Source organism: Thermosynechococcus sp. PKX95, from assembly GCF_031583295.1.
Classification (GTDB): Bacteria; Cyanobacteriota; Cyanobacteriia; order Thermosynechococcales; family Thermosynechococcaceae; genus Thermosynechococcus.
In genome coordinates, this window is sequence record NZ_CP134171.1 from 665,508 (window position 1) to 684,497 (window position 18,990).

Consider the following 18,990-nt stretch of genomic DNA (forward strand, 5'->3'; position numbering starts at 1 on the left):
TTTGACAAAGATTGGATACATATAGCCATTTCGAAAGGAGATGAGATATTTTCAAGAAGGATAGGTTATACTCAAAGCGTCATGAATGTTACTCAAGAATATGAGCTATAGCTTGGACTGACGAGAGCGGGTTGTCTCCTATATCAAGCAAGGTGGCAAAATCAGTGAAGCAACTCAAATTTTTCAGGTCAGTCGCGCCACCATCCATCGCTGGCTGAAGCGAAAGGACTTAGCGCCCACGGTTGTCCCCCGTCGTCCTTGGAAACTGGATTGGGCGGCCTTAGCAGCGGATGTTGCTACCCATCCCGATGACCGTTTAATCGACCGTGCCCAGCGATCGAGTGGAGTCTGAGTATGGGTGGTCAGCGCGAGGCCAACGAATTGATGGAGAGTGAGTGGGGAGGCGTCAGAAAAGAGAGAGTTGAGTCGCAGGACGGTATAGATACCAGAAAGACTTCATCGCCCCAATGCTGTTTTCAGGATATTTGAATGCGTTAGGGTTTGTGAGTTGGCTGAGTCAGTACTGTTTGCCGACGTTAAAGAGACCGTCGTTGTTGATGATGGATAATGCACCGATTCATCCCCAAGGGGCGATTCAGGCAGTGGTGAAAGCGGCGGGTCACGAGGTGTTATTTTTACCGAAATACTCTCCTGATTTGAATGTGATTGAGCACGACTTCAGTGCGCTGAAGCGAGCGCGGATGTATGCAGGGTCAAACAGTTCGATTGATGAAGTGATTCGCAAGTATTGTGCTGGATGATGTCTCATTCTTTATTGGAATTACTATAAAAGTTGAGCACATAAAATGAATGTCATCCTCTTCTAGGGTGACTTGTGCGGTTTTGTGTGTCTTCTATCCTTGTCAAAAGAGCTGTATCAGACTTTGCGATAGTGACAAAGGATCGTCTATCCTCAAAAAAAGTAGAACTCCTATGTTCTGAAGATCATGTCTTTCCTAGAAGCTATGCGCAGAAAAATTCTGTTTGAGTTTACTGCTACCCACCTCGAATCTGTTTTTATACCTAGCTTCCTCAAACGCTGGATTGTTCACCAGCATGATTGCCCTATATTCCTTCAAGAGACCCTAGCTAGAGATACTCACTGGCAAGTGCGTCAAGCAGCAGCAACAAATCCGGAATGTTCACCTTTACTCTTGGAAACCTTGGCTAAAGATACTGAATGGCGAGTCCGACGAGCAGTTGCTGCCAATCCTAATTGCCCTCAAATCTGTCTTGAAACACTGGCAATGGATAGCTATTTTCAGGTGCGTCAGCAGGTCGCAGCTCATCCTCAATGTCCCCCCGCCATTCTCAACCGCCTTGCTCAAGATCAATACTATCAAGTGCGGCAGGCTGCTGCTAGCAATCTGCAAAAACTTACCTCTTCTTCCCTTGAGCAGCTAGCACAGGATGACTACTGGCAAGTACGAGCCACTGTTGCCGCCCATCCCAACTGTCCCGAAACTATCCTAGCTCAGCTTGTTAAGGATCAGTACTGGCAGGTACGTATAGCTGTCGCTCGAAATGCTCAATGCCCCCTTAGCCTGAAGCAGACTTTTGAACATGACAGACGAGTTTTTATTCTTCACCAAATACTAAACAGACACTTAAGTTTACTGGGTTTTTCTCTCTTTGTAAAACGGTTGCTTGCTGGGTGCAGATATTGTCCTCTTTGGATTATTGAGGAGCTAGGAAAGGATCAACATTGGAGAGTGCGTCAAGCTATTGCCAAACATCCCAAATGTCCCCTATCTGTTTTAGAGAATCTAGCCAAGGACAGCTCATGGCAAGTGCGTCAGGCTACTGCTAGTCATCCTCAATGTCTTTCTTATCTTCTAGAGACGCTTGCCCAAGATAAGAGCAGTGAAGTGCGTCAGTCTATTGCACAGCGATCTGACTGTCCAGCACATTTGTTAGAAAGACTTTCCCAAGATATTTGTTGGCAAGTACGACAAGCAGTTGCTGAAAATGTAAACTGCCCTTCTACTGCTATAGAAATTCTAGCAAGAGAACGGTTTTTATGGTTAGAGGTGTCAAGGAATCCACAGTGTCCTCATCAGCTTTGGGAAGCGATGCTCAATCAGGAAAAAACTATTCTTTTGGATCGGTTTCTACAGAAATACATCTATTCTTTTTTAAGGTGGTTACCATTTTTTCTCAAAGAAAAAGTAGCCAATTGGGTGATTAAAAGTTCCAAGGGATGGTCTGAGGCTTTGGTGAGAACATTAGCGAAAGATCCAGATCAAAGGATGCGGTTACAGGTAGTCAGAACCCTGCCCTTTTGGTCTGAAGTGCTACACACTCTTATTCAAGATAAAGACATTAACGTTCAACTAGCTGTTGTCCAGCGCCCAGACTGTCCACCGCAGACATTGGCTATAGGTGCTCAGACGAGTGACTCTTGGTTTGTCCGCAAGACTATTGCTCGGCACCTGAATTGTTCACCTTCTGTCCTAGAGATATTAGCCGCTGATACCTCTGCTAGAGTACGCTTAGCCGCTATTCAAAATCCGAATTGCCCTCCCAATCTTTTAGAGGTATTAGTTAAAGGTGCGCATCAGCCTTTAGATACAGTGATAGCGAGTGGAAATGTATCTACCCCCCATCCATTTCAGATTCTGACTGACGATGAGAAGCTGAGCTTGTATTTGGCAGTTGCTCATCATACCAATTGTCCCCCCTCTCTTCTTGAGGGTTTATCTCAGAATACTAATTGGCACGTGCGCCAAGCAGTTGCTAGCAGTTTGAATTGTCCCTTATCACTCATAGAGAAGCTAGCGGTAGATCAGGATGCCCATGTTCGAGCAGCAGTAGCTAAGCGACTCGATTGTCCTGCCAACATTTTGTTAGCCCTAGCCCAAGATAGCTGTCGTGAAGTTTGGCGAGCAGTCATTAGCAATCCGGAGTGTTCTGAGCAGATTTTATGCTCTTTTGCTAAACATCCAGATGTGGTTGTGCGCGAACTTGTAGTGAAAAACCCGAAGTGTCCTCCTCAAATTTTAGCTACTCTTACCCAAGATAAGGAAAGTCAGGTAAGGCGAGCAATCGCAGAACGAGTAGGATTCTTATCCCACCTGCTAGAGACTTTGGCTAATGACCAAGACTGGCAAGTGCGATTAGCCATAGTGAATAACCCCCAATGCCCTAGCCATCTTTTGCAGGCTCTCAGTCAGGATATTCACGCAGAAGTAAAGCGAGCAGCCACCAAACGCTTGCAAGAATGCACTAAACACTAGACTAAGCTAAATTCAAATGAGCCTGAATTTCTGACTTCAGCCGATTGAGGATATGGCGCTGATCCAACTGGCTGAGGATTTGTTGCACTACGGTTTTCGGCCCAGCAGTTCCCCAGCCTGCGCCGTTGGCAAAGTAGGTTTTGGCTACTTGCCCCATCGTATAGGAGGCAAAGCCAGCAATCCCCGCTTGGGTCATGGCGACTGAGAGGTAAGGGCCAAGGGCAATGCCGCCACTCATGGGCGTAGCTAATCCCAACAGTCCCTTGAGGGAACTGAGTCCTAAGTTGACAGCAAATTCCCCTAAACTGATGCTGCCCATGGCGAGGGCGATTGTTTGTAATAGCTCCTTGGCGCCTGCTTCTGTGAGTTCAATGCCGTAGAGGAGCGAGAGTAGTTGAATCGTGGTCAAGTCAATGACGGCACTGCTGACCATATCGAGCACGGTAACAGGGTTGAGGGCGATCGCCAGCGCCTTGGCGACAGCTCCTTTCCAAATCAGTTGGTTGGCCTCCTGATCCCGCAGTTCCAGCTTGTAGCGGGCTAATTCTTCACTGACTTTATTGGCAAAAAGCATTGAGTTCAGGGCAATCAGGGCCTTCCCTTCGCGATTGAGCACCTCCAAGATCTTTTGCTTCAGGGGTTCCACTTGGGGAGCACCGACGGTCATTTTCACCTGTACTCGTCCTTGGCGATCGCGGTTCACTTGGGGGACAAGGGGCGCTGCTGCTACCATGACAATCTCTTCGGGGGAGAGGAGTTCTTTGACGCGCTCATCGCGGATTTTGTTATAGATGGCCTCGCGATCCGCCTCTGGATACTGATCCACTTTGTTAAAGACCAGAATCATCGGCTTGCCCGCCTGCCGCAACTCACTGAGGGCTTGGTATTCCAGACGGGTCAAGTCGCCAGCAATGACAAAGAGAATCAAATCCGCTTGAGCCGCTACCTCTCGTGCTAGTTGCTCCCGTGCGGCGCCATTGACTTCGTCTAACCCCGGTGTATCAATGAGGCGGATGGGATTGCCACGCTGAGCTTCCGAAATTTGCCACAGGGCACTGGCTTCTTCTTGAGTGACGCCATGAATCGGCCCAGTCGCAAAGTAGGGTTCCCCTAGCAGCGCATTTAGTAGGGAGGACTTTCCCCGCCCCACCATACCAAAGACGGCAATTTGCACGACACCATAGTGGAGCTTGTCGAGCATTGCTTCGAGGTCAGCGATCGCGCGGGCGAGGGAGGCTTTTTCGCTGCCAGTCGCTTTGCACTCGAACAGGAGTTTTTCAAGGGCACTTTTGGCCGCTTCGTAGCTGCGGGCGCTTTGGTAGGCCTCAAGGTCATCAATCGTGCCTTGAAGTTCCTTCAGCAGAGAATTCGCTGGCGATCGCTCTATCACAGATGCAACACTGACGTTACAAAGATTTGCTTTTTATTCTAAGGGCAAGAACGGGACTGGTGCGATTTGAACGCACGACCTAGCGCTTAGGAGGCGCTCGCTCTATCCGACTGAGCTACAGCCCCAAAGAGATACCTTCTATCCTAGCGAGTTTTGATCGCCCCTAAGCTGCTGTCGCCACTGTTGCCCTCAGGGCATCAATTTCCTGAAACAAGCGCTCTAGGGGAGCATTGGGTTCTAAAAACGAGAAGAGATGCTTGTAGCGCAGCTTACCTTCCTGATCAATGAGAAACTGTGCGGGCAGTGGTGCCCCCAAGGCTTGACCCGTGCGGTATTTGCGAAAGACTTGGCAACTGGGGTCATAGAGCAGGGGCATCTTCAAGCCCATATCGTCCTTGACCTTTTGACTTTGCTGGGCATCGGTACTGGTGATCACAAGAACGGCTACTCCCTTGCCTTGGAATGTTTCATAGTGTTCATTCAAGGCCTTGAGATAGGGGTAGCACAGCGGACAGTATTGATGCTCCGTAAAGATACGAGTAAACACCAGTAGGAGCGGCTGCTCTTGCCACACCGTTGAGAGGCGCACGGGCACGGTTAGCCCTACGCCGGGTAGCTCCCCATCAGGCACTAGTGCACCCCGCTGTAGTTGATTTTGGGGCGGCAGTGGCCACGCATTCTGCCAAAACCGCTCATTAAAGAGGCCACTGAAGTTGGTGGAGGTAAAAAACGGTAATTGAACAGCCATGGCGCCCTCGCTGGTGGCTCAACATTTTCCTAGCGATCAACAGATCCCATAATCACATCGATACTGCCAAGGATAGCAACAATATCCGCCACTTTCATCCCCTTCAGCAACTGGGGCAGGACTTGCAGGTTATTGAAATCCGGTGGACGAATCTTCCAGCGCCAAGGGAAGACATTATCATCCCCAATCAGGTAAATCCCTAGCTCCCCTTTCCCCGATTCAACCCGCACATAGTGTTCGCCTTTGGGAATTTTGAAGGTGGGAGCCAGCTTCTTGCCGATGTATTGGTAGTCAAAGCCATTCCACTCTGACTTGGCACCCTCGAGCATCCGCTTGGCTTCGAGGTTTTCATAAGGACCACCGGGCAAACCATCCAAGGCTTGGCGAATGATTTTCACCGATTCGCGCATTTCTTGAATACGGACAATGTAGCGGGCAAGGCAATCACCTTCGGTGGCCACGGGTACATCCCAGTCAAAGTCGTCATAGCACTCGTAGTGATCCACCTTGCGCAGATCCCACTTCACCCCAGAGGCACGGAGCATCGGCCCCGATAGCCCCCAGTTGATGGCATCCTCACGGCTAATTTTGCCCACCCCCTGTAAGCGGCGCACAAAGATGGGGTTGTTGGTGATCAGGCGCTCGTACTCATCCACTTTGGGCAGGAAGTAATCGCAAAAGTCGCGGCACTTGGTTACCCAGCCATAGGTGAGGTCGGCGGCCACTCCCCCCATGCGGAAGTAGTTGTTGTTGATGAAGCGCATGCCTGTGGCAGCTTCAAAGAGATCGTAGATGTATTCCCGCTCACGGAAGATGTAGAAAAAGGGCGTCTGGGCACCGACATCCGCCAAGAAGGGGCCTAACCACAGCAGGTGATTGGCAATGCGGTTCAACTCCAGCATGATCACGCGGATATAGCTGGCGCGTTTGGGCACAGGAATACCAGCCAACTTTTCGGGAGCGTTGACGGTAACCGCTTCGTTAAACATCCCGGCGGCGTAGTCCCAACGACTGACGTAGGGGATGAACATAATGTTGGTGCGGTTTTCAGCAATTTTCTCCATGCCGCGATGGAGGTAGCCAATCACCGGCTCGCAGTCAATGACATCTTCGCCATCAAGGGTCACCATTAACCGCAAAACCCCGTGCATTGAGGGATGGTGCGGCCCCATGTTGATGACCATGGGTTCTGTGCGAGTCTCTATCGTGGGCATAGATGGCAGTTCCGCTAGAGGGTTGGACGCTTACTTTACAGCCCTTTTCTAAAATGTGGCATACATGAAGGAAGTGCAATTTCCTCCCATAGTGGCTTTCGCGGTTTTAAGCCTGTTCCATCTGTGAAAAGGGCTGTTCTTTTGATATGCTACACAGGTTTTCCCCGCTTGCCAATTCAAATTTGCTTATGGCTTAGATAACGGTGCCATCGGGGATCACGGCATTTTTGATAATCACCACCACCCCGCTGCGGATATAAAATCCTTGATCCTCACGGTTGGATTCTTCAACATGGTCTTTGTTGATGATTTTGACATCATGGCCAATGCAGGCATTTTTATCGACAATTGCCCCGCGAATGACACTGTTGGCACCAATGCCGATGGGAATTTTATGTTGCAACAGGAGCTGGCTGCGCTGCGCCGAGTCTTGGTAGTAGTCGGCGCCCATCAGCAGGGAATGATCAATGACACAACCGGATTCTACGCGCGATCGCACCCCCAAAACGGAACGGTGAACTTGGCATTCCTTAAGAATGCAGCCCTCGCTAATGATCGACTCTGTGATGGTGGAACTGAGAATCTTACTGGGGGGCAAATAGCGGGGACGGGTGTAGATGGGGGCGTTTTCGTCGTAGAAGCTAAAGGGCGGTTGGGGTTGTTGGGTGAGGGCAAGGTTAGCCTCGTAGAAGGATCCAATCGTGCCAATATCTTCCCAGTAGCCATTAAAGACGTAGGTTTGGACAAGATGAGAACGGGCCGCAGCGGGAATGATTTCCTTGCCAAAGTCGGTGGCATCGGCCATCTGTTGCAGCAGATCAATCAGCACTTGCCGCTTAAAGACATAAATCCCCATTGAGGCAATGTAGGGTTTGCAATGGGCTTCCTCGGCACTAAGGCCATAGCGGGTTGTGTCCACGCGCATATCCCGTAGGGCATCACCGCTGGGTTTTTCGCGGAATTCAATAACTCGCCCTGTGCCATCTACCTTAATCAAGCCAAAGCCAGAGGCGGCTTTTTCATCGACGGGCAAGACGGAGAGGGTAATATCGGCGCCCGTTTCGCGATGGCGCTGCACAAAAAGGCGATAGTCCATGCGGTAGAGGTGATCTCCTGAAAGAATCAGGTATTCATCCACGTCCCAATCGGCTAACAGCCACAGGTATTGACGCACCGCATCGGCAGTGCCCTGAAACCAGTTGGGATTTTCTGGGGTTTGTTGCGCTGCTAACACTTCGACAAAGCCGCCCGTCAAGCCGGGGAAGGTATAGGTACGAGCAATATGACGGTTGAGGGAGGCCGAGTTGAATTGGGTAAGGACGTAAATGTTATTGATTTCGGAGTTGATGCAATTGCTCACAGGAATATCAATGAGGCGATATTTTCCAGCAAGGGGAACCGCAGGCTTGGCTCGACGCTTGGTCAAGGGATAGAGACGTGTGCCGGCACCGCCCCCAAGGATAATCGCCAAGACTCGTTTCATTGAAAACTCCATCTGAACGGCCACATCAACAGTGTACGCTGTGGTGGCACTTCTCTTTGCGAAGGGGACGCTTTTTGGTAAAGAAGCCGCGCAATGGCATGATAATGATACTTGGTCGTTGATCCCAAGCGGAGAGTAGCAGCATGGGATTTGTGGATATTGCGATCGCTGATTTGGCAGCGGACTACGGCGTCTCGGTCGAAACCGTCTGTGGGTTGTGCGATCGCTTGGGTATTCGCTATACCAGTCCGCAAACGCGCCTGCCCCTTGAAGATGCCAAAGCAATCATTTTGGCTTTGACGGACTCTGCTACACCGACCGATCAACGGGACACATCACCGCACTCGTAAGACCTGCTTATTGGGAGAACTATGTTAAGAAAATCCATTTGGCTTGCGGTCGCCCTTTGCCTCTGCCTCTGGCAACTGACCCTAGGTACAGCACTGGCCGCTGAACTGACCCCTGACGTCCTGACCGTTCCCCTCAACAGTGAAGGAAAAACCATTACCCTGACGGAAAAGCAATACGTTGAGGGTAAGCGTCTCTTCCAGTATGCTTGCGCCTCCTGCCATGTGGGGGGGATCACCAAAACCAACCCCAATTTGGATTTGCGCACTGAAACCTTGGCTTTGGCCACACCGCCACGGGATAACATCGAAAGCTTGGTGGACTATATGAAAAACCCCACCACCTACGATGGTGAGCAAGAAATTGCTGAGGTGCACCCCAGTCTGCGCAGTGCCGACATTTTTCCCAAAATGCGGAATTTGAACGAAAAAGATCTGGTGGCGATCGCCGGTCACATCCTCGTCGAACCCAAGATTCTTGGGGATAAATGGGGAGGCGGTAAAATTTACTACTAGTCACAACTCAAGAAGGATCTTCCCAACTCATGCACCAACCTCACTCTCGGCTTCGGCCTGTTGTCTGGCTCTGCAGTGGCCTACTGTTCTTGCTGCTGGGCTGGGCGATCGCCCCGGCAACGGCGCTGGCGGCCTCTGGGGTAGATAACTATGTGATCCAATACCTGAAGGTCACAGATACGGTGGAACTGCCCCTCAATGACGGCGGTGAGACCAAAACCTTTACAGCCGTGGACTTGACCCGTGGGAAACGGCTCTTTGAGGAAAACTGCAAAAACTGCCACGTTGGCGGCAGTACACTCCCCAATCCGTTGGTCTCCCTCTCCCTGAAGGATCTCAAGGGAGCCACCCCCCCACGGGATACAATTACCAGTCTGGTGGCCTTCCAGCGATCGCCGAGATCGTACGATGGCAGCGAAGAGAGTTATTCCTGCCGCCGCGTGAGTGAGGACTGGTTGACCACGGAACAGCTTGAGACCTTAGCTGCCTTTATTTTGCGAGCGGCAGCCGTGGCGCCCGGTTGGGGCGTAGAAAGCTTTCCGGACAGTGTCCCCTAGGTTGGGAACTTTGCTACACTGACCTTTGGTGAACCTTGCACCCCTTGATTTTTGGGGCTTTATCCATACCCTGACGCATTCCATGAAAGGAGAACTCCGTTGAAAAAGCTATTCATTCGTGTTTGCGCGATCGCGATCGCGCTGTTTGTCAGCCTCACCCCTGCGGCCTTTGCAGCAGATTTAGCCAATGGTGCCAAAGTCTTTAGCGGCAACTGTGCAGCCTGTCACATGGGGGGTGGCAATGTGGTGATGGCCAACAAAACCCTGAAAAAAGAAGCCCTTGAGCAATTTGGCATGTACTCCGAGGATGCCATTATCTACCAAGTGCAGCACGGCAAAAATGCCATGCCCGCTTTTGCTGGTCGTCTCACCGATGAACAAATTCAAGATGTGGCTGCCTACGTGCTCGATCAAGCCGCCAAGGGTTGGGCAGGCTAAGATTGCCACCGTCTGAAAAAACGATTGATGAAGGGTGTAGGCGTAGGTGCTACATCCTTTTTTTATTCTGTGACTGCCCTCCAAGTCCTGCAAAGATAGATGTTGTGTTCTGCATCCCCTAGGGAATCCTCTCTAGAACCAGTGCAATTCATATAATGATGAAAGACTTGCTCCTACAAAAAGGCGGTACACTTGGGCTATGCCTGCTGCCCCATTGCCAGCAAATGAACCGGAACGGCAACGTGCCCTTGAGCAGTATCGAGTCTTAGATACGCCTCCGGAACCGATCTTTGATGAAATTACCAACTTGGCGGCGGCAATTTGCGAAGCGCCGATTGCCCTCATTAGTCTTGTTGATCGTCAACGGCAGTGGTTTAAAGCCAAAGTAGGCATTGATGCCTGTGAAACCCCTAGGGATGTTGCCTTTTGTGCTCACGTTATCCTGCAACCAGAACTCGTCATTGTGCCGGATGCTCGGCTGGATCCCCGCTTTGCCGATAATCCCGTTGTTACAGGGCCGCCCTATATCCGCTTCTATGCGGGGATGCCCTTGATGACGCCTGATGGCTATGGCATTGGTACCCTCTGCGTAGTGGACTATAAGCCGCGTGAGCTAAACCCCGTTCAACAGCAAACCCTGCGCACCCTTGCTCGCCAAGTCATTAGTGAACTGGAAATCCGCCATCACTTAGAGGTTACCCAGCAACAACTGGCCTACATTCAGCAGATGAGCAGCCTCCAAGAGGCGGTCTTCAATAGTAGTAATCACGCCATCATTGCCACCCGTACCGATGGCATTATCACGCTGCTGAATCGAGCTGCTGAGGAATGGCTAGGATATTCTGCCTCAGAACTGGTGGGTAAAGCAACGCCAGAACGTTTCCATGATCCTCAAGAGGTGGAGCGCTATGCCCAGATCCTCAGTGCGCAATTGGGAGAACCCATTCCTGCGGGGTTTGAGACTCTCGTGGCTCGGGCGCGGCGGGGCTTGGCCGATGAGCAGGAGTGGACATTTGTACGGCGGGATGGCTCTCACTTCCCTGTGTCTCTGTCAGTCACCCCGATTCATGATAGCCAAGAGCAACTGATTGGCTTTTTGGAGTTAGCGGTTGATATTACCGACAAGAAGCAAATTGAGGCAGAGCTGCGACTGCGGGAGCGAGCGATCATTGCCAGTACTAATGGCATTGTGATTACCGACTACCGCCAACCCGATAATCCAATTATCTATGTGAACCCCGCCTTTGAGCGGATGACAGGATACCGAGCAGCGGAGGTGATTGGCAAAAATTGCCGCTTTTTGCAGGGGCGCGATCGCCATCAACCGGGGGCTGAAGCCATTCGTAATGCCATTAAAAAAGGCCAATCCTGCCGGGTGGTGCTGCGCAACTACCGCAAAAACGGCCAACCCTTCTGGAATGAACTGGCCATCTCCCCGATTTATAACGAGTTTGGCGAAATTACCCACTACATTGGCATTCAAAGTGATGTCACCGAACGGCAGCGGGCACAGCTGTTTTTACAGCAGCAGGTGAAGCGCACGCTCCTGCTCAATCGCATTACTGAGGAAATTCGCCAGCAAATTGAACGGGAACACATCTGTCGTACAGCAGTGCAGCAGGTGGGAGCAACCCTCAATGTCAGTCGTTGCCTCTTATTTGTCTATCAGGAGAATGCCCCTTCGCCGATGGAATTGGTGGCAGAGTATTGTGCGCCGGGGGTGTCTTCCGTCAAGGAATGCCCTCTCGATTTGAGCCAGATGCGGGGACCGTTTTTGGAATCGGTTTTTGCCTCCGATGAGGTGTTTAGCTGCGAGGATGTGGCAACAGACAGTCGTCTAACCTCACTTCATGAGTACTGCGAAGCCCTGAGTGTGAAATCTGCGGTGATTGTGCGCACGGCCTATCGCAATCAAGCGAATGGTTTGCTCATTTTGCACCAGTGCGATCGCCAGCGGCGGTGGACGGCGGCCATTAAAAGTTTGCTCAAGAGTGTGGCGGCACAGGTGGGGATTGGCCTTGCCCAAGTACAACTTTTGGAACAGGAAACCCGCCAACGTCAGCAACTGCAACAGCAAATGCAGCGGGCATTACTCTTGAATCAAATTACCGAACAGATTCGCCAGAGCCTCGATACGGAAAGGGTGTTTGAAACAACCGTCACCCAAATTGGTCAGGCCTTTGGGGTCAGTCGCTGTTTAATTCATCGCTACGAGCCGGGGCCACCGCCGCGTATTCCCGATGTGGCTGAATACCTGCAACCGGGCTACCCCTCAATGAGGGGGGTCAGTGTGCCCGTGGAAAACAACCCCCACGCCTTGGAGGTTATCAGGAGTGATGCCGCCGTTGTTTCCCACGATGTGACTCAAGAGCCCCTACTTGGCAGTGCCATTGAGCTGTGTCATCAATTTCAAATCCAGTCAATGCTGGCTATTCGCACCTCCTATAAAGGCGTACCCAATGGCATTATTGGCCTGCATCAGTGCGATCGCCAGCGGCAGTGGACTCCCGATGAGATTGAACTTCTGGAAGCAGTGGCCGCGCAAGTGGGGATTGCGATCGCCCAAGCGGAACTCCTGCGCCATGAACAGCAGCAGCGCCAATTATTGGCTCAGCAAAACCAAGAACTCGAACAAGCCCGCCTGCAAGCAGAACTGGCCAACCGAGCCAAGAGTGAGTTTTTGGCCACCATGAGCCATGAGATCCGCACCCCCATGAATGCGGTTTTGGGCTTTACGAATTTGCTCTTGGATACGCCCCTCAATGAGCAGCAGCGGGACTTTTTGCAAACTCTACACCAAGCCGGCGAGGCACTCCTGACAATTATTAACGACATTCTTGACTTCTCGAAAATTGAATCGGGCAAACTGGTGCTAGAGCAGCAGCCCTTTGATGTGCGTGAGTGCGTGGAGGATGTCCTGAGCCTATTGGCCAGCAAAGCCGAGGAGAAGGAGTTAGAGTTACTTTACACCTGTACCCCCGAAACCCCTGCCCAAGTTAAAGGGGACGTGACCCGGCTACGGCAGATCCTCGTTAACCTAGTGGGCAATGGCATTAAGTTTACCCACGAAGGCCAAGTCGTCGTCCATGTGAGCGCGGTCAAGCACGAGGGCAAGGATTTTCTCCAATTTCAAGTTCAGGATACGGGCATTGGCATTCCTAGCGATCGCTTGGATCGGCTCTTCAAGCCCTTTAGTCAAGTGGATGCCTCGACGACGCGCGAGTATGGCGGCACAGGCCTAGGGCTAGTCATTAGCAAACGCCTCTGTGAGCTAATGGGCGGCGATATGTCCGTTGAGAGTACTGAAGGTCAAGGTACAACCTTTACCTTTACGATCCTCGCTGAGGGGCAAAAACCCTATGTACCGCCAACGCTTCATCCGGCTTTGGAGGGCAAGCGTGTCCTCGTTGTTGATGACAATGCCGCTAGCCGTGAGAATCTCTGCACATTACTGCAAAACTGGGGGATGGTGCCTATCGGGTATGGCAATCCCCAACTGGTTCTAGAGGCCGCTCCCCAGTGGGATTTGGCAGTAATTGATTTGAATATGCCCGAGATGACTGGGCTTCAGTTAGCAGAGCGGTTGCAATCAGAGCCGCACTTCAATCAACAGCCGATTATTTTGCTCACACCCCTGAGTTGGCTGGAAACCGCTAGTCGCAAGGAGTTGATCACAGCCCACGTCCCCAAACCCATTCGCCCTCTCACCCTACGGCAAACCCTAATTAAGACCCTTAGCAGTGAATCTGCAACTCAACCTGCCCTGACAAAAACAGGCATTGATCCCAACTTGGGCAGTCGCTTTCCGCTGCGTATCCTCCTTGCCGAGGATAATGCTGTTAACCAAAAGGTGGCACTGCATATTCTCAAGCGGATGGGCTACCGTGCCGATGTGGCGGCCAATGGCCTCGAGGTGCTTGAAGCACTGCAACAGCGCCCCTACGATGTGGTGCTGATGGATGTGCAAATGCCAAAGATGGATGGCCTCGAGACCACCGAACGCATCTGTGCCCAATGGCCTCCCAGCCAGCGTCCTTGGATTATTGCCATGACGGCAAATGCCCTAGCTGGCGATCGCGAACGCTGCTTTGCGGCGGGGATGGATGACTACATCAGTAAACCGATTAAAATTGAAGCCCTTGCCGCGGCCCTCAACCGCTGTCGCTGCCTCAGTCCCAAGACCACCTATCCGCAACTGTGTGAGCAGATCAGCTTTGAGGGTGATCAGAATACAGCAGAGTCTATGACCTAGAGATACTTAGCCAAGAGCAGATGCAGTTTCTCCTTGGTGGCTGCGGGTACCTTGTCAAGGGGAGTGAGAATGGCATTCTTTAAGGCACGGTGGGCTTTAGAGGCTGGTGGATTGGCATGGAGGCGTTTGACGGTTTCACAGATAATCGCTTGGGCATTTTTGACATTGCGCTGCAGGTTGGTCACAATCATCTCCACAGTAACGGAGTCGTGTTCTGGGTGCCAGCAATCGTAGTCAGTCACCAGAGCCAAGGTTGCGTAGGCAATCTCCGCTTCGCGAGCTAATTTGGCCTCTGGTAGGTTGGTCATACCAATCACCGTTCCGCCCCAAGAGCGGTAGAGATTCGACTCCGCAAGTGTCGAGAAGGCAGGCCCTTCCATACACACATAGGTACCTTGGCGGTGCAGAGTGACATCGGGCAGGTTGAGATCGGCGATTGCATCCGCGAGAACGCCAGCAAGGGCAGGACACACCGGATCGGCAAAGCCAATGTGCGCCACAATGCCATCCCCAAAGAATGTGGAAATGCGGTTACGGGTACGGTCAATAAACTGATCGGGCACCACCATATCAAGGGGTTTCACCTGTTCCTGTAGGGAACCCACCGCAGACGCAGAAAGCAGGTACTCGACCCCAAGGGATTTGAAGCCATAGATGTTGGCACGAAAGGGAATCTCCGTCGGCAGTAGATGGTGATCGCGGCCATGACGTGCCAAAAAGACGACTGGAACCCCAGCAATCTTGCCGCAAATAAAGGCATCGGAAGGATCACCAAAGGGCGTAGTCAGACGTACCTCTTCGACATCGGTGAGGGCCTCCATCTTGTAGAGACCACTACCGCCAATAATGCCAATTTTTGCAGTCATGGAGATTCCTAAAACACCAATCGGCAATAGCTTAGCACTAGTTGCCCCAATTTTGATGGTTTAGAGGCTACCGAGGGGGTTGAACTGGTAGTTGGAGCCTTTAGGGCCATTGGGTCCCGGTGCTGCTTGCACCAGAGGAACTCGATCAAAGGTACCACTGGCGGTTTGCCCCTGAATTTGTACCCCTTGGCGGAGCAGTTGTTGGGTGCTGGCGCGATCGCCCCCTTGAACCATCGCTTGGGCAAGGGCTTGAGTTGCATCGTAGGCAGTTGTGGTGCGCCAACTAATTTGCCCCCGCCACGCTTGTGCGGCCTGCTGCGCAAAGGGATCATTGGGGTTAGTACTCCAAGGCACTGCTAGAATCATGCCATTGATGGCGCTATCCCCCTTGATCAGTAAATCAGGGCTGTAGAGTTGATCACTACCAAACAACTGCAGGGGGGTAGTTTGGGTTTGATTGGCAATAGCAAGGGCAACGGCATCATTCACCCGGGCGCGACTCATGGCCAAAATGACCACATTGGCTCCCGCTTGCTGTGCTGTGGTCATTGCTGTATTGGCATTAAAGCCGGGGGCGGCCACATCCATCTGTTGCACCACTTGCGCACCAAACCGAGGCAGAGCAGCGACTAATTTAGTTTTCAGTTCATCACTGTAGGGACTATCGCTGTTGTAGAGAACAGCCACTTTGGCATTAGGGACTTTTTTCGCAGCGGCTTGGGCGAGGGTATTGGCGGCATTGTCAAGGTAGGTATTGAGGAGTTGTTGCCCCTTTTCACTCAAAGATAGGGTTTGCACTTGAACCGTGCCGTTGTCTTGGGGGATGACATTCGTGGTCAGGGGAGAAAGGGCCGCAATCCCCGCTTGCTCATAAACCTGTAGAGCGGCACGACTATTGGCGTCGGTGCCATGACCCAGTACCCCTTGGATTGAACTGTTGATCAAATCTTCGGCCAAACTGGTTACACCATTGGGGCTGTTTTCATTGACAATGGCGACTTCAAGGGCACGACTGGGGCCACTGGCATTAAAGCGCTCTTGGTACTGAGCGACCCCCCGCAGAATTTCCTTGGCAGTATCGGGGCTAGTACCAATGGGAACAACGGTGGCCATCGTCATCGGATTGCCGGCTTGGCGGGCACGGGCATTGTTAAGATAAATGCGCGCCTCTGGATCATTGGGATCGAGGGTGACGAGTTCTTGATACTTGGCGATCGCCTGTGCCCAATCTCCCTGATCAAAGGCAAGGGCGGCTTCTTGCTTCAGGGCTGCTCGCTGCGGATTGGGTTCACTGATCAGGATGCGCTCCCCTTGGCTAATATAGGCTGTGTTGCGGGCAGTGGTTTTGCTCACCAAGTGGTTGCCACTGGTTGTCCCTCCTATCGGCAGTGGCGTAGTGCCGTTGCGGTTGGCAATAAAGATTCGATAGCCAAGGAAACCAATACCACCCGCGAGTAATAGAACCACCCCAAGGGCAGCAGCAACTAGCGGTAGTTTCCACTTTCCAGCCCCAGCAGCACTATTACCACTGGCAGGATTCATGGCCTCACGGGGTAGTCCACAGATGTCACAGTCGGGGCCAAAGTTTTCATAGGGGGGGTGGGCACCGCTGGCATTGGGGTAGGATTTACCGTTTTTAGGTACGCCATCGCACTTCCAAGAACCGGGAGATGGTGCCATGATGCCCCCCTTTCAAGTGAATTTGGATCAGTGTACTGTCCTAAGCACGGGCAAGAACAGGATTGTCGTCTTCGGCATCTTCGGTGTCGGCCTCTTCTTCAAGGACAATCGTCATGAAGCGGAGGATGTTTTCATTGAGGCGCATAGCGCGTTCTAGGGGGGCGATCGCCGTCCCAGCAGCGGTATAGGTCATCAGAATGTAGTAGCCCTCCCGCAGTTTCTTGATCGGGTAGGCAAACCGACGCTTGCCGCGATTTTGCACCTTAAGCTTTGTCGCACCCTGTTCTTCTAAAAAAGTGCGAAATTGGCTAATGGTTTGTTCCAGTTGTTCTTCGCCCACATCAGGACGAACAATATAGAGCGTTTCGTAGTTCCGTGTAATCACTGAGGTCAACTCCCTTTGGACAAATGGCCTTTTGACGGATGCAAAAAGCAAGGCTTTATAATTTTAGCACCGCAGTTTGCCATTCTTGGCAAGGAAAAAAGGGGACTAATTCACTATGGTGGAACGGTTTGTGCGGGTACAGACCACGGGGGGACAGATTCATTACGGCACACTGCAACTCAACCGCGAAGTGATGATTTGGGATGCGGCACCGTGGCTCCACGGCCAACCCACGAACCAAGTCCTCAGTCCCGATAGCTATCAACTCTTGGCTCCCTGCTCCCCCTCAAAAATTGTTGCTGTCGGACGCAACTATGTGAAGCACGCTGCCGAAATGGGCGATAGCGTGCCCCCTGAGCCATTAATTTTTCTAAAACCGCCGACAACGGTTCAAGCCCCCGGCTGTCCCATTTGGTATCCGCCCCAAGTAAAGCGGGTGGACTATGAGGGGGAATTGGCGGTGGTCATTGGTCGTCGTACCCGTGCCTGCCCTGAAAATGAAGCTCTTGAGCATATTTGGGGTTACACGATCGCCAACGATGTCACGGCTCGGGATCTGCAGCAGCGGGAGCAGCAATGGACGCGGGCCAAGGGGTTTGACACCTTTTGCCCCCTAGGGCCTTGGATTGTGCGAGAGGTTCCTAGCGATGCGCGGTTGCAAACCTTTATTAATGAGGCCGCGCAACCCGTCCAATCAGCAACGATTGATCAAATGGTTTTCTCACCCGCCAAGTTGGTGAGTTTCATTAGCTATGTGATGACACTGCTGCCGGGGGATGTGGTATTGACGGGGACACCCGCAGGAATTGGTGCATTACAGGTGGGCGATCGCGTGCGCGTCGAAATTGAAGGCATTGGCAGCCTCCTGTCGGTAGTCACAACACCGGAGACCCCTTGGACACCCTCCTTAGGTCGCGCCTATTAGGAATATCCCTCTTTAATGACTTTAGGCGGATGAAAAGACACATTGTCGGCTCCATTGATGCACCAGTGGACAGATATAGCTATTCCAATAAGGAATGAGATATCATCCAGCACAATACTTGCGAATCACTTCATCAATCGAACTGTTTGACCCTGCATACATCCGCGATCGCTTCAACGCACTGAAGTCGTGCTCAATCACATTCAAATCAGGAGAGTATTTCGGTAAAAATAACACCTCGTGACCCGCCGCTTTCACCACTGCCTGAATCACCCCTTTTGGATGAATCGGTGCATTATCCATCATCAACAACGACGGTCTCTTTAACGTCGGCAAACAGTACTGACTCAGCCAACTCACAAACCCTACCGCATTCAAGTATCCGCAAAACAGCATTGGGGCGATGAAGTCTTTCTGGTGTCTATACCGTCCTGCGACTCAACTCTCTCTTTTCTGACGCTTCCCCGCTCGCTCTCCATCAATTCGTTGGCCTCGCGCTGACCACCCATACTCACACTCCACCCGAGAGTCAAACCCCCTCTCATCGATAGACACCACCGTTTCCTCCCCATGGCTCTCTACCCATGTGTCGAGCTGCTGTTGGTACGCTTGCCGCTCTTCTTCACACCGTTCTTGGTAACGCATCTGTTTTTTTTTCGGGTGATGCCCATCTGGGCGAGGGCATAGCTAATGGTGGAAACTTGGACGCCAAATCGCTGGGCACGGTCGATTAAACGGTCATCGGGATGGGCAGCAACATCGGCTGCTAAGGCCGCCCAATCCAGCTTCCAAGGACGACGGGGGACAACCGTGGGCGCTAAGTTCTCTCGCTTCAGCCAGCGATGGATGGTGGCGCAACTGACCTAGAAGATTTGAGTTGCTTCACTAATTTTGCCACCTTGCTTGATGTAGGAGACAACCCGCTCTCGTCAGTCCAAGCTATAGCTCATATT

Annotated in this window: 14 protein-coding genes, 1 tRNA gene and 2 pseudogenes; 8 read left to right on the forward strand and 9 right to left on the reverse strand. The window is 51.9% G+C overall.

Features of this window, described 5'->3' with window-relative positions:
- Window positions 1-142 precede the first annotated feature (142 nt).
- Both RHH81_RS03040 and RHH81_RS03045 read left to right on the forward strand, forming a co-directional pair.
- Window positions 143-761, forward strand: a pseudogene (locus RHH81_RS03040) (transposase).
- A gap of 186 nt (window positions 762-947) precedes the next feature.
- The gene (locus tag RHH81_RS03045; protein WP_310453255.1) at window positions 948-3,236 is read left to right on the forward strand and encodes a hypothetical protein; all 2,289 of its coding nucleotides are present in this window, start codon (window positions 948-950) and stop codon (window positions 3,234-3,236) included.
- Window position 3,237: 1 nt separating this feature from the next.
- Here the strand turns inward: RHH81_RS03045 and RHH81_RS03050 are convergent, their stop codons facing one another.
- The 5 genes from RHH81_RS03050 to RHH81_RS03070 all read right to left on the reverse strand — a co-directional run bounded on the left by RHH81_RS03050 (window position 3,238) and on the right by RHH81_RS03070 (window position 8,071).
- Window positions 3,238-4,626 carry a GTP-binding protein gene (locus RHH81_RS03050; RefSeq protein ID WP_310743367.1) on the reverse strand — a complete coding sequence of 463 codons (1,389 nt, stop codon included), beginning with the start codon at window positions 4,624-4,626 and terminating at the stop codon, window positions 3,238-3,240.
- 51 nt (window positions 4,627-4,677) lie between these two features.
- A tRNA-Arg gene (locus RHH81_RS03055) sits at window positions 4,678-4,751 on the reverse strand.
- 38 nt (window positions 4,752-4,789) lie between these two features.
- Window positions 4,790-5,374 carry a peroxiredoxin family protein gene (locus RHH81_RS03060; RefSeq protein WP_206201019.1) on the reverse strand — a complete coding sequence of 195 codons (585 nt, stop codon included), beginning with the start codon at window positions 5,372-5,374 and terminating at the stop codon, window positions 4,790-4,792.
- 29 nt (window positions 5,375-5,403) lie between these two features.
- On the reverse strand, window positions 5,404-6,588 hold the full coding sequence (locus tag RHH81_RS03065) for an NAD(P)H-quinone oxidoreductase subunit H (RefSeq protein ID WP_149820368.1): 1,185 nt from the start codon (window positions 6,586-6,588) through the stop codon (window positions 5,404-5,406).
- A gap of 193 nt (window positions 6,589-6,781) precedes the next feature.
- Window positions 6,782-8,071: a glucose-1-phosphate adenylyltransferase gene (locus tag RHH81_RS03070; protein WP_206201020.1), complete on the reverse strand. Its 1,290-nt coding sequence runs from the start codon at window positions 8,069-8,071 to the stop codon at window positions 6,782-6,784.
- A 143-nt stretch (window positions 8,072-8,214) separates the two neighbouring features.
- Here RHH81_RS03070 and RHH81_RS03075 point away from each other — a divergent pair, with 143 nt between their 5' ends.
- The 5 genes from RHH81_RS03075 (at window position 8,215) to RHH81_RS03095 (ending at window position 14,181) form a co-directional block, all read left to right on the forward strand.
- A complete protein-coding gene (locus RHH81_RS03075; RefSeq protein ID WP_206201021.1) occupies window positions 8,215-8,421 on the forward strand; it encodes a translation initiation factor IF-2 in 207 nt (68 codons plus the stop codon).
- Between the two features lie 21 nt (window positions 8,422-8,442).
- Window positions 8,443-8,934 carry a photosystem II cytochrome c-550 gene (psbV, locus tag RHH81_RS03080; protein ID WP_310743368.1) on the forward strand — a complete coding sequence of 164 codons (492 nt, stop codon included), beginning with the start codon at window positions 8,443-8,445 and terminating at the stop codon, window positions 8,932-8,934.
- A gap of 29 nt (window positions 8,935-8,963) precedes the next feature.
- The gene (gene psbV2, locus RHH81_RS03085; RefSeq protein WP_206201023.1) at window positions 8,964-9,491 is read left to right on the forward strand and encodes a photosystem II cytochrome PsbV2; all 528 of its coding nucleotides are present in this window, start codon (window positions 8,964-8,966) and stop codon (window positions 9,489-9,491) included.
- A 99-nt stretch (window positions 9,492-9,590) separates the two neighbouring features.
- A complete protein-coding gene (gene petJ / locus RHH81_RS03090; RefSeq protein ID WP_302678817.1) occupies window positions 9,591-9,929 on the forward strand; it encodes a cytochrome c6 PetJ in 339 nt (112 codons plus the stop codon).
- A gap of 199 nt (window positions 9,930-10,128) precedes the next feature.
- Window positions 10,129-14,181 (forward strand): GAF domain-containing protein, encoded by a 4,053-nt coding sequence (locus RHH81_RS03095; RefSeq protein ID WP_310743369.1) that lies wholly within the window; start codon window positions 10,129-10,131, stop codon window positions 14,179-14,181.
- Here the strand turns inward: RHH81_RS03095 and RHH81_RS03100 are convergent.
- Genes RHH81_RS03100 through rpsF form a run of 3 tightly spaced genes read right to left on the reverse strand, consistent with a single transcriptional unit; the run spans window position 14,178 to window position 17,112 of the window.
- Window positions 14,178-15,047, reverse strand: a complete 870-nt coding sequence (locus RHH81_RS03100) for an S-methyl-5'-thioadenosine phosphorylase (protein ID WP_310438016.1) — start codon at window positions 15,045-15,047, stop codon at window positions 14,178-14,180. The two genes, RHH81_RS03095 and RHH81_RS03100, sit on opposite strands and share 4 nt — an antisense overlap.
- A gap of 60 nt (window positions 15,048-15,107) precedes the next feature.
- Window positions 15,108-16,727: an ABC transporter substrate-binding protein gene (locus tag RHH81_RS03105; protein ID WP_310438017.1), complete on the reverse strand. Its 1,620-nt coding sequence runs from the start codon at window positions 16,725-16,727 to the stop codon at window positions 15,108-15,110.
- 40 nt (window positions 16,728-16,767) lie between these two features.
- Window positions 16,768-17,112, reverse strand: coding sequence for a 30S ribosomal protein S6 (gene rpsF / locus RHH81_RS03110; protein ID WP_206201028.1), 345 nt, complete (start codon window positions 17,110-17,112; stop codon window positions 16,768-16,770).
- A gap of 115 nt (window positions 17,113-17,227) precedes the next feature.
- On the opposite strand from rpsF, the gene RHH81_RS03115 reads away from it, so the two are divergent.
- The gene (locus RHH81_RS03115; RefSeq protein ID WP_310743370.1) at window positions 17,228-18,037 is read left to right on the forward strand and encodes a fumarylacetoacetate hydrolase family protein; all 810 of its coding nucleotides are present in this window, start codon (window positions 17,228-17,230) and stop codon (window positions 18,035-18,037) included.
- 102 nt (window positions 18,038-18,139) lie between these two features.
- Here RHH81_RS03115 and RHH81_RS03120 read toward each other — a convergent pair.
- Window positions 18,140-18,945: pseudogene (locus RHH81_RS03120) on the reverse strand (IS630 family transposase).
- Between the last annotated feature and the right edge of the window lie 45 nt (window positions 18,946-18,990).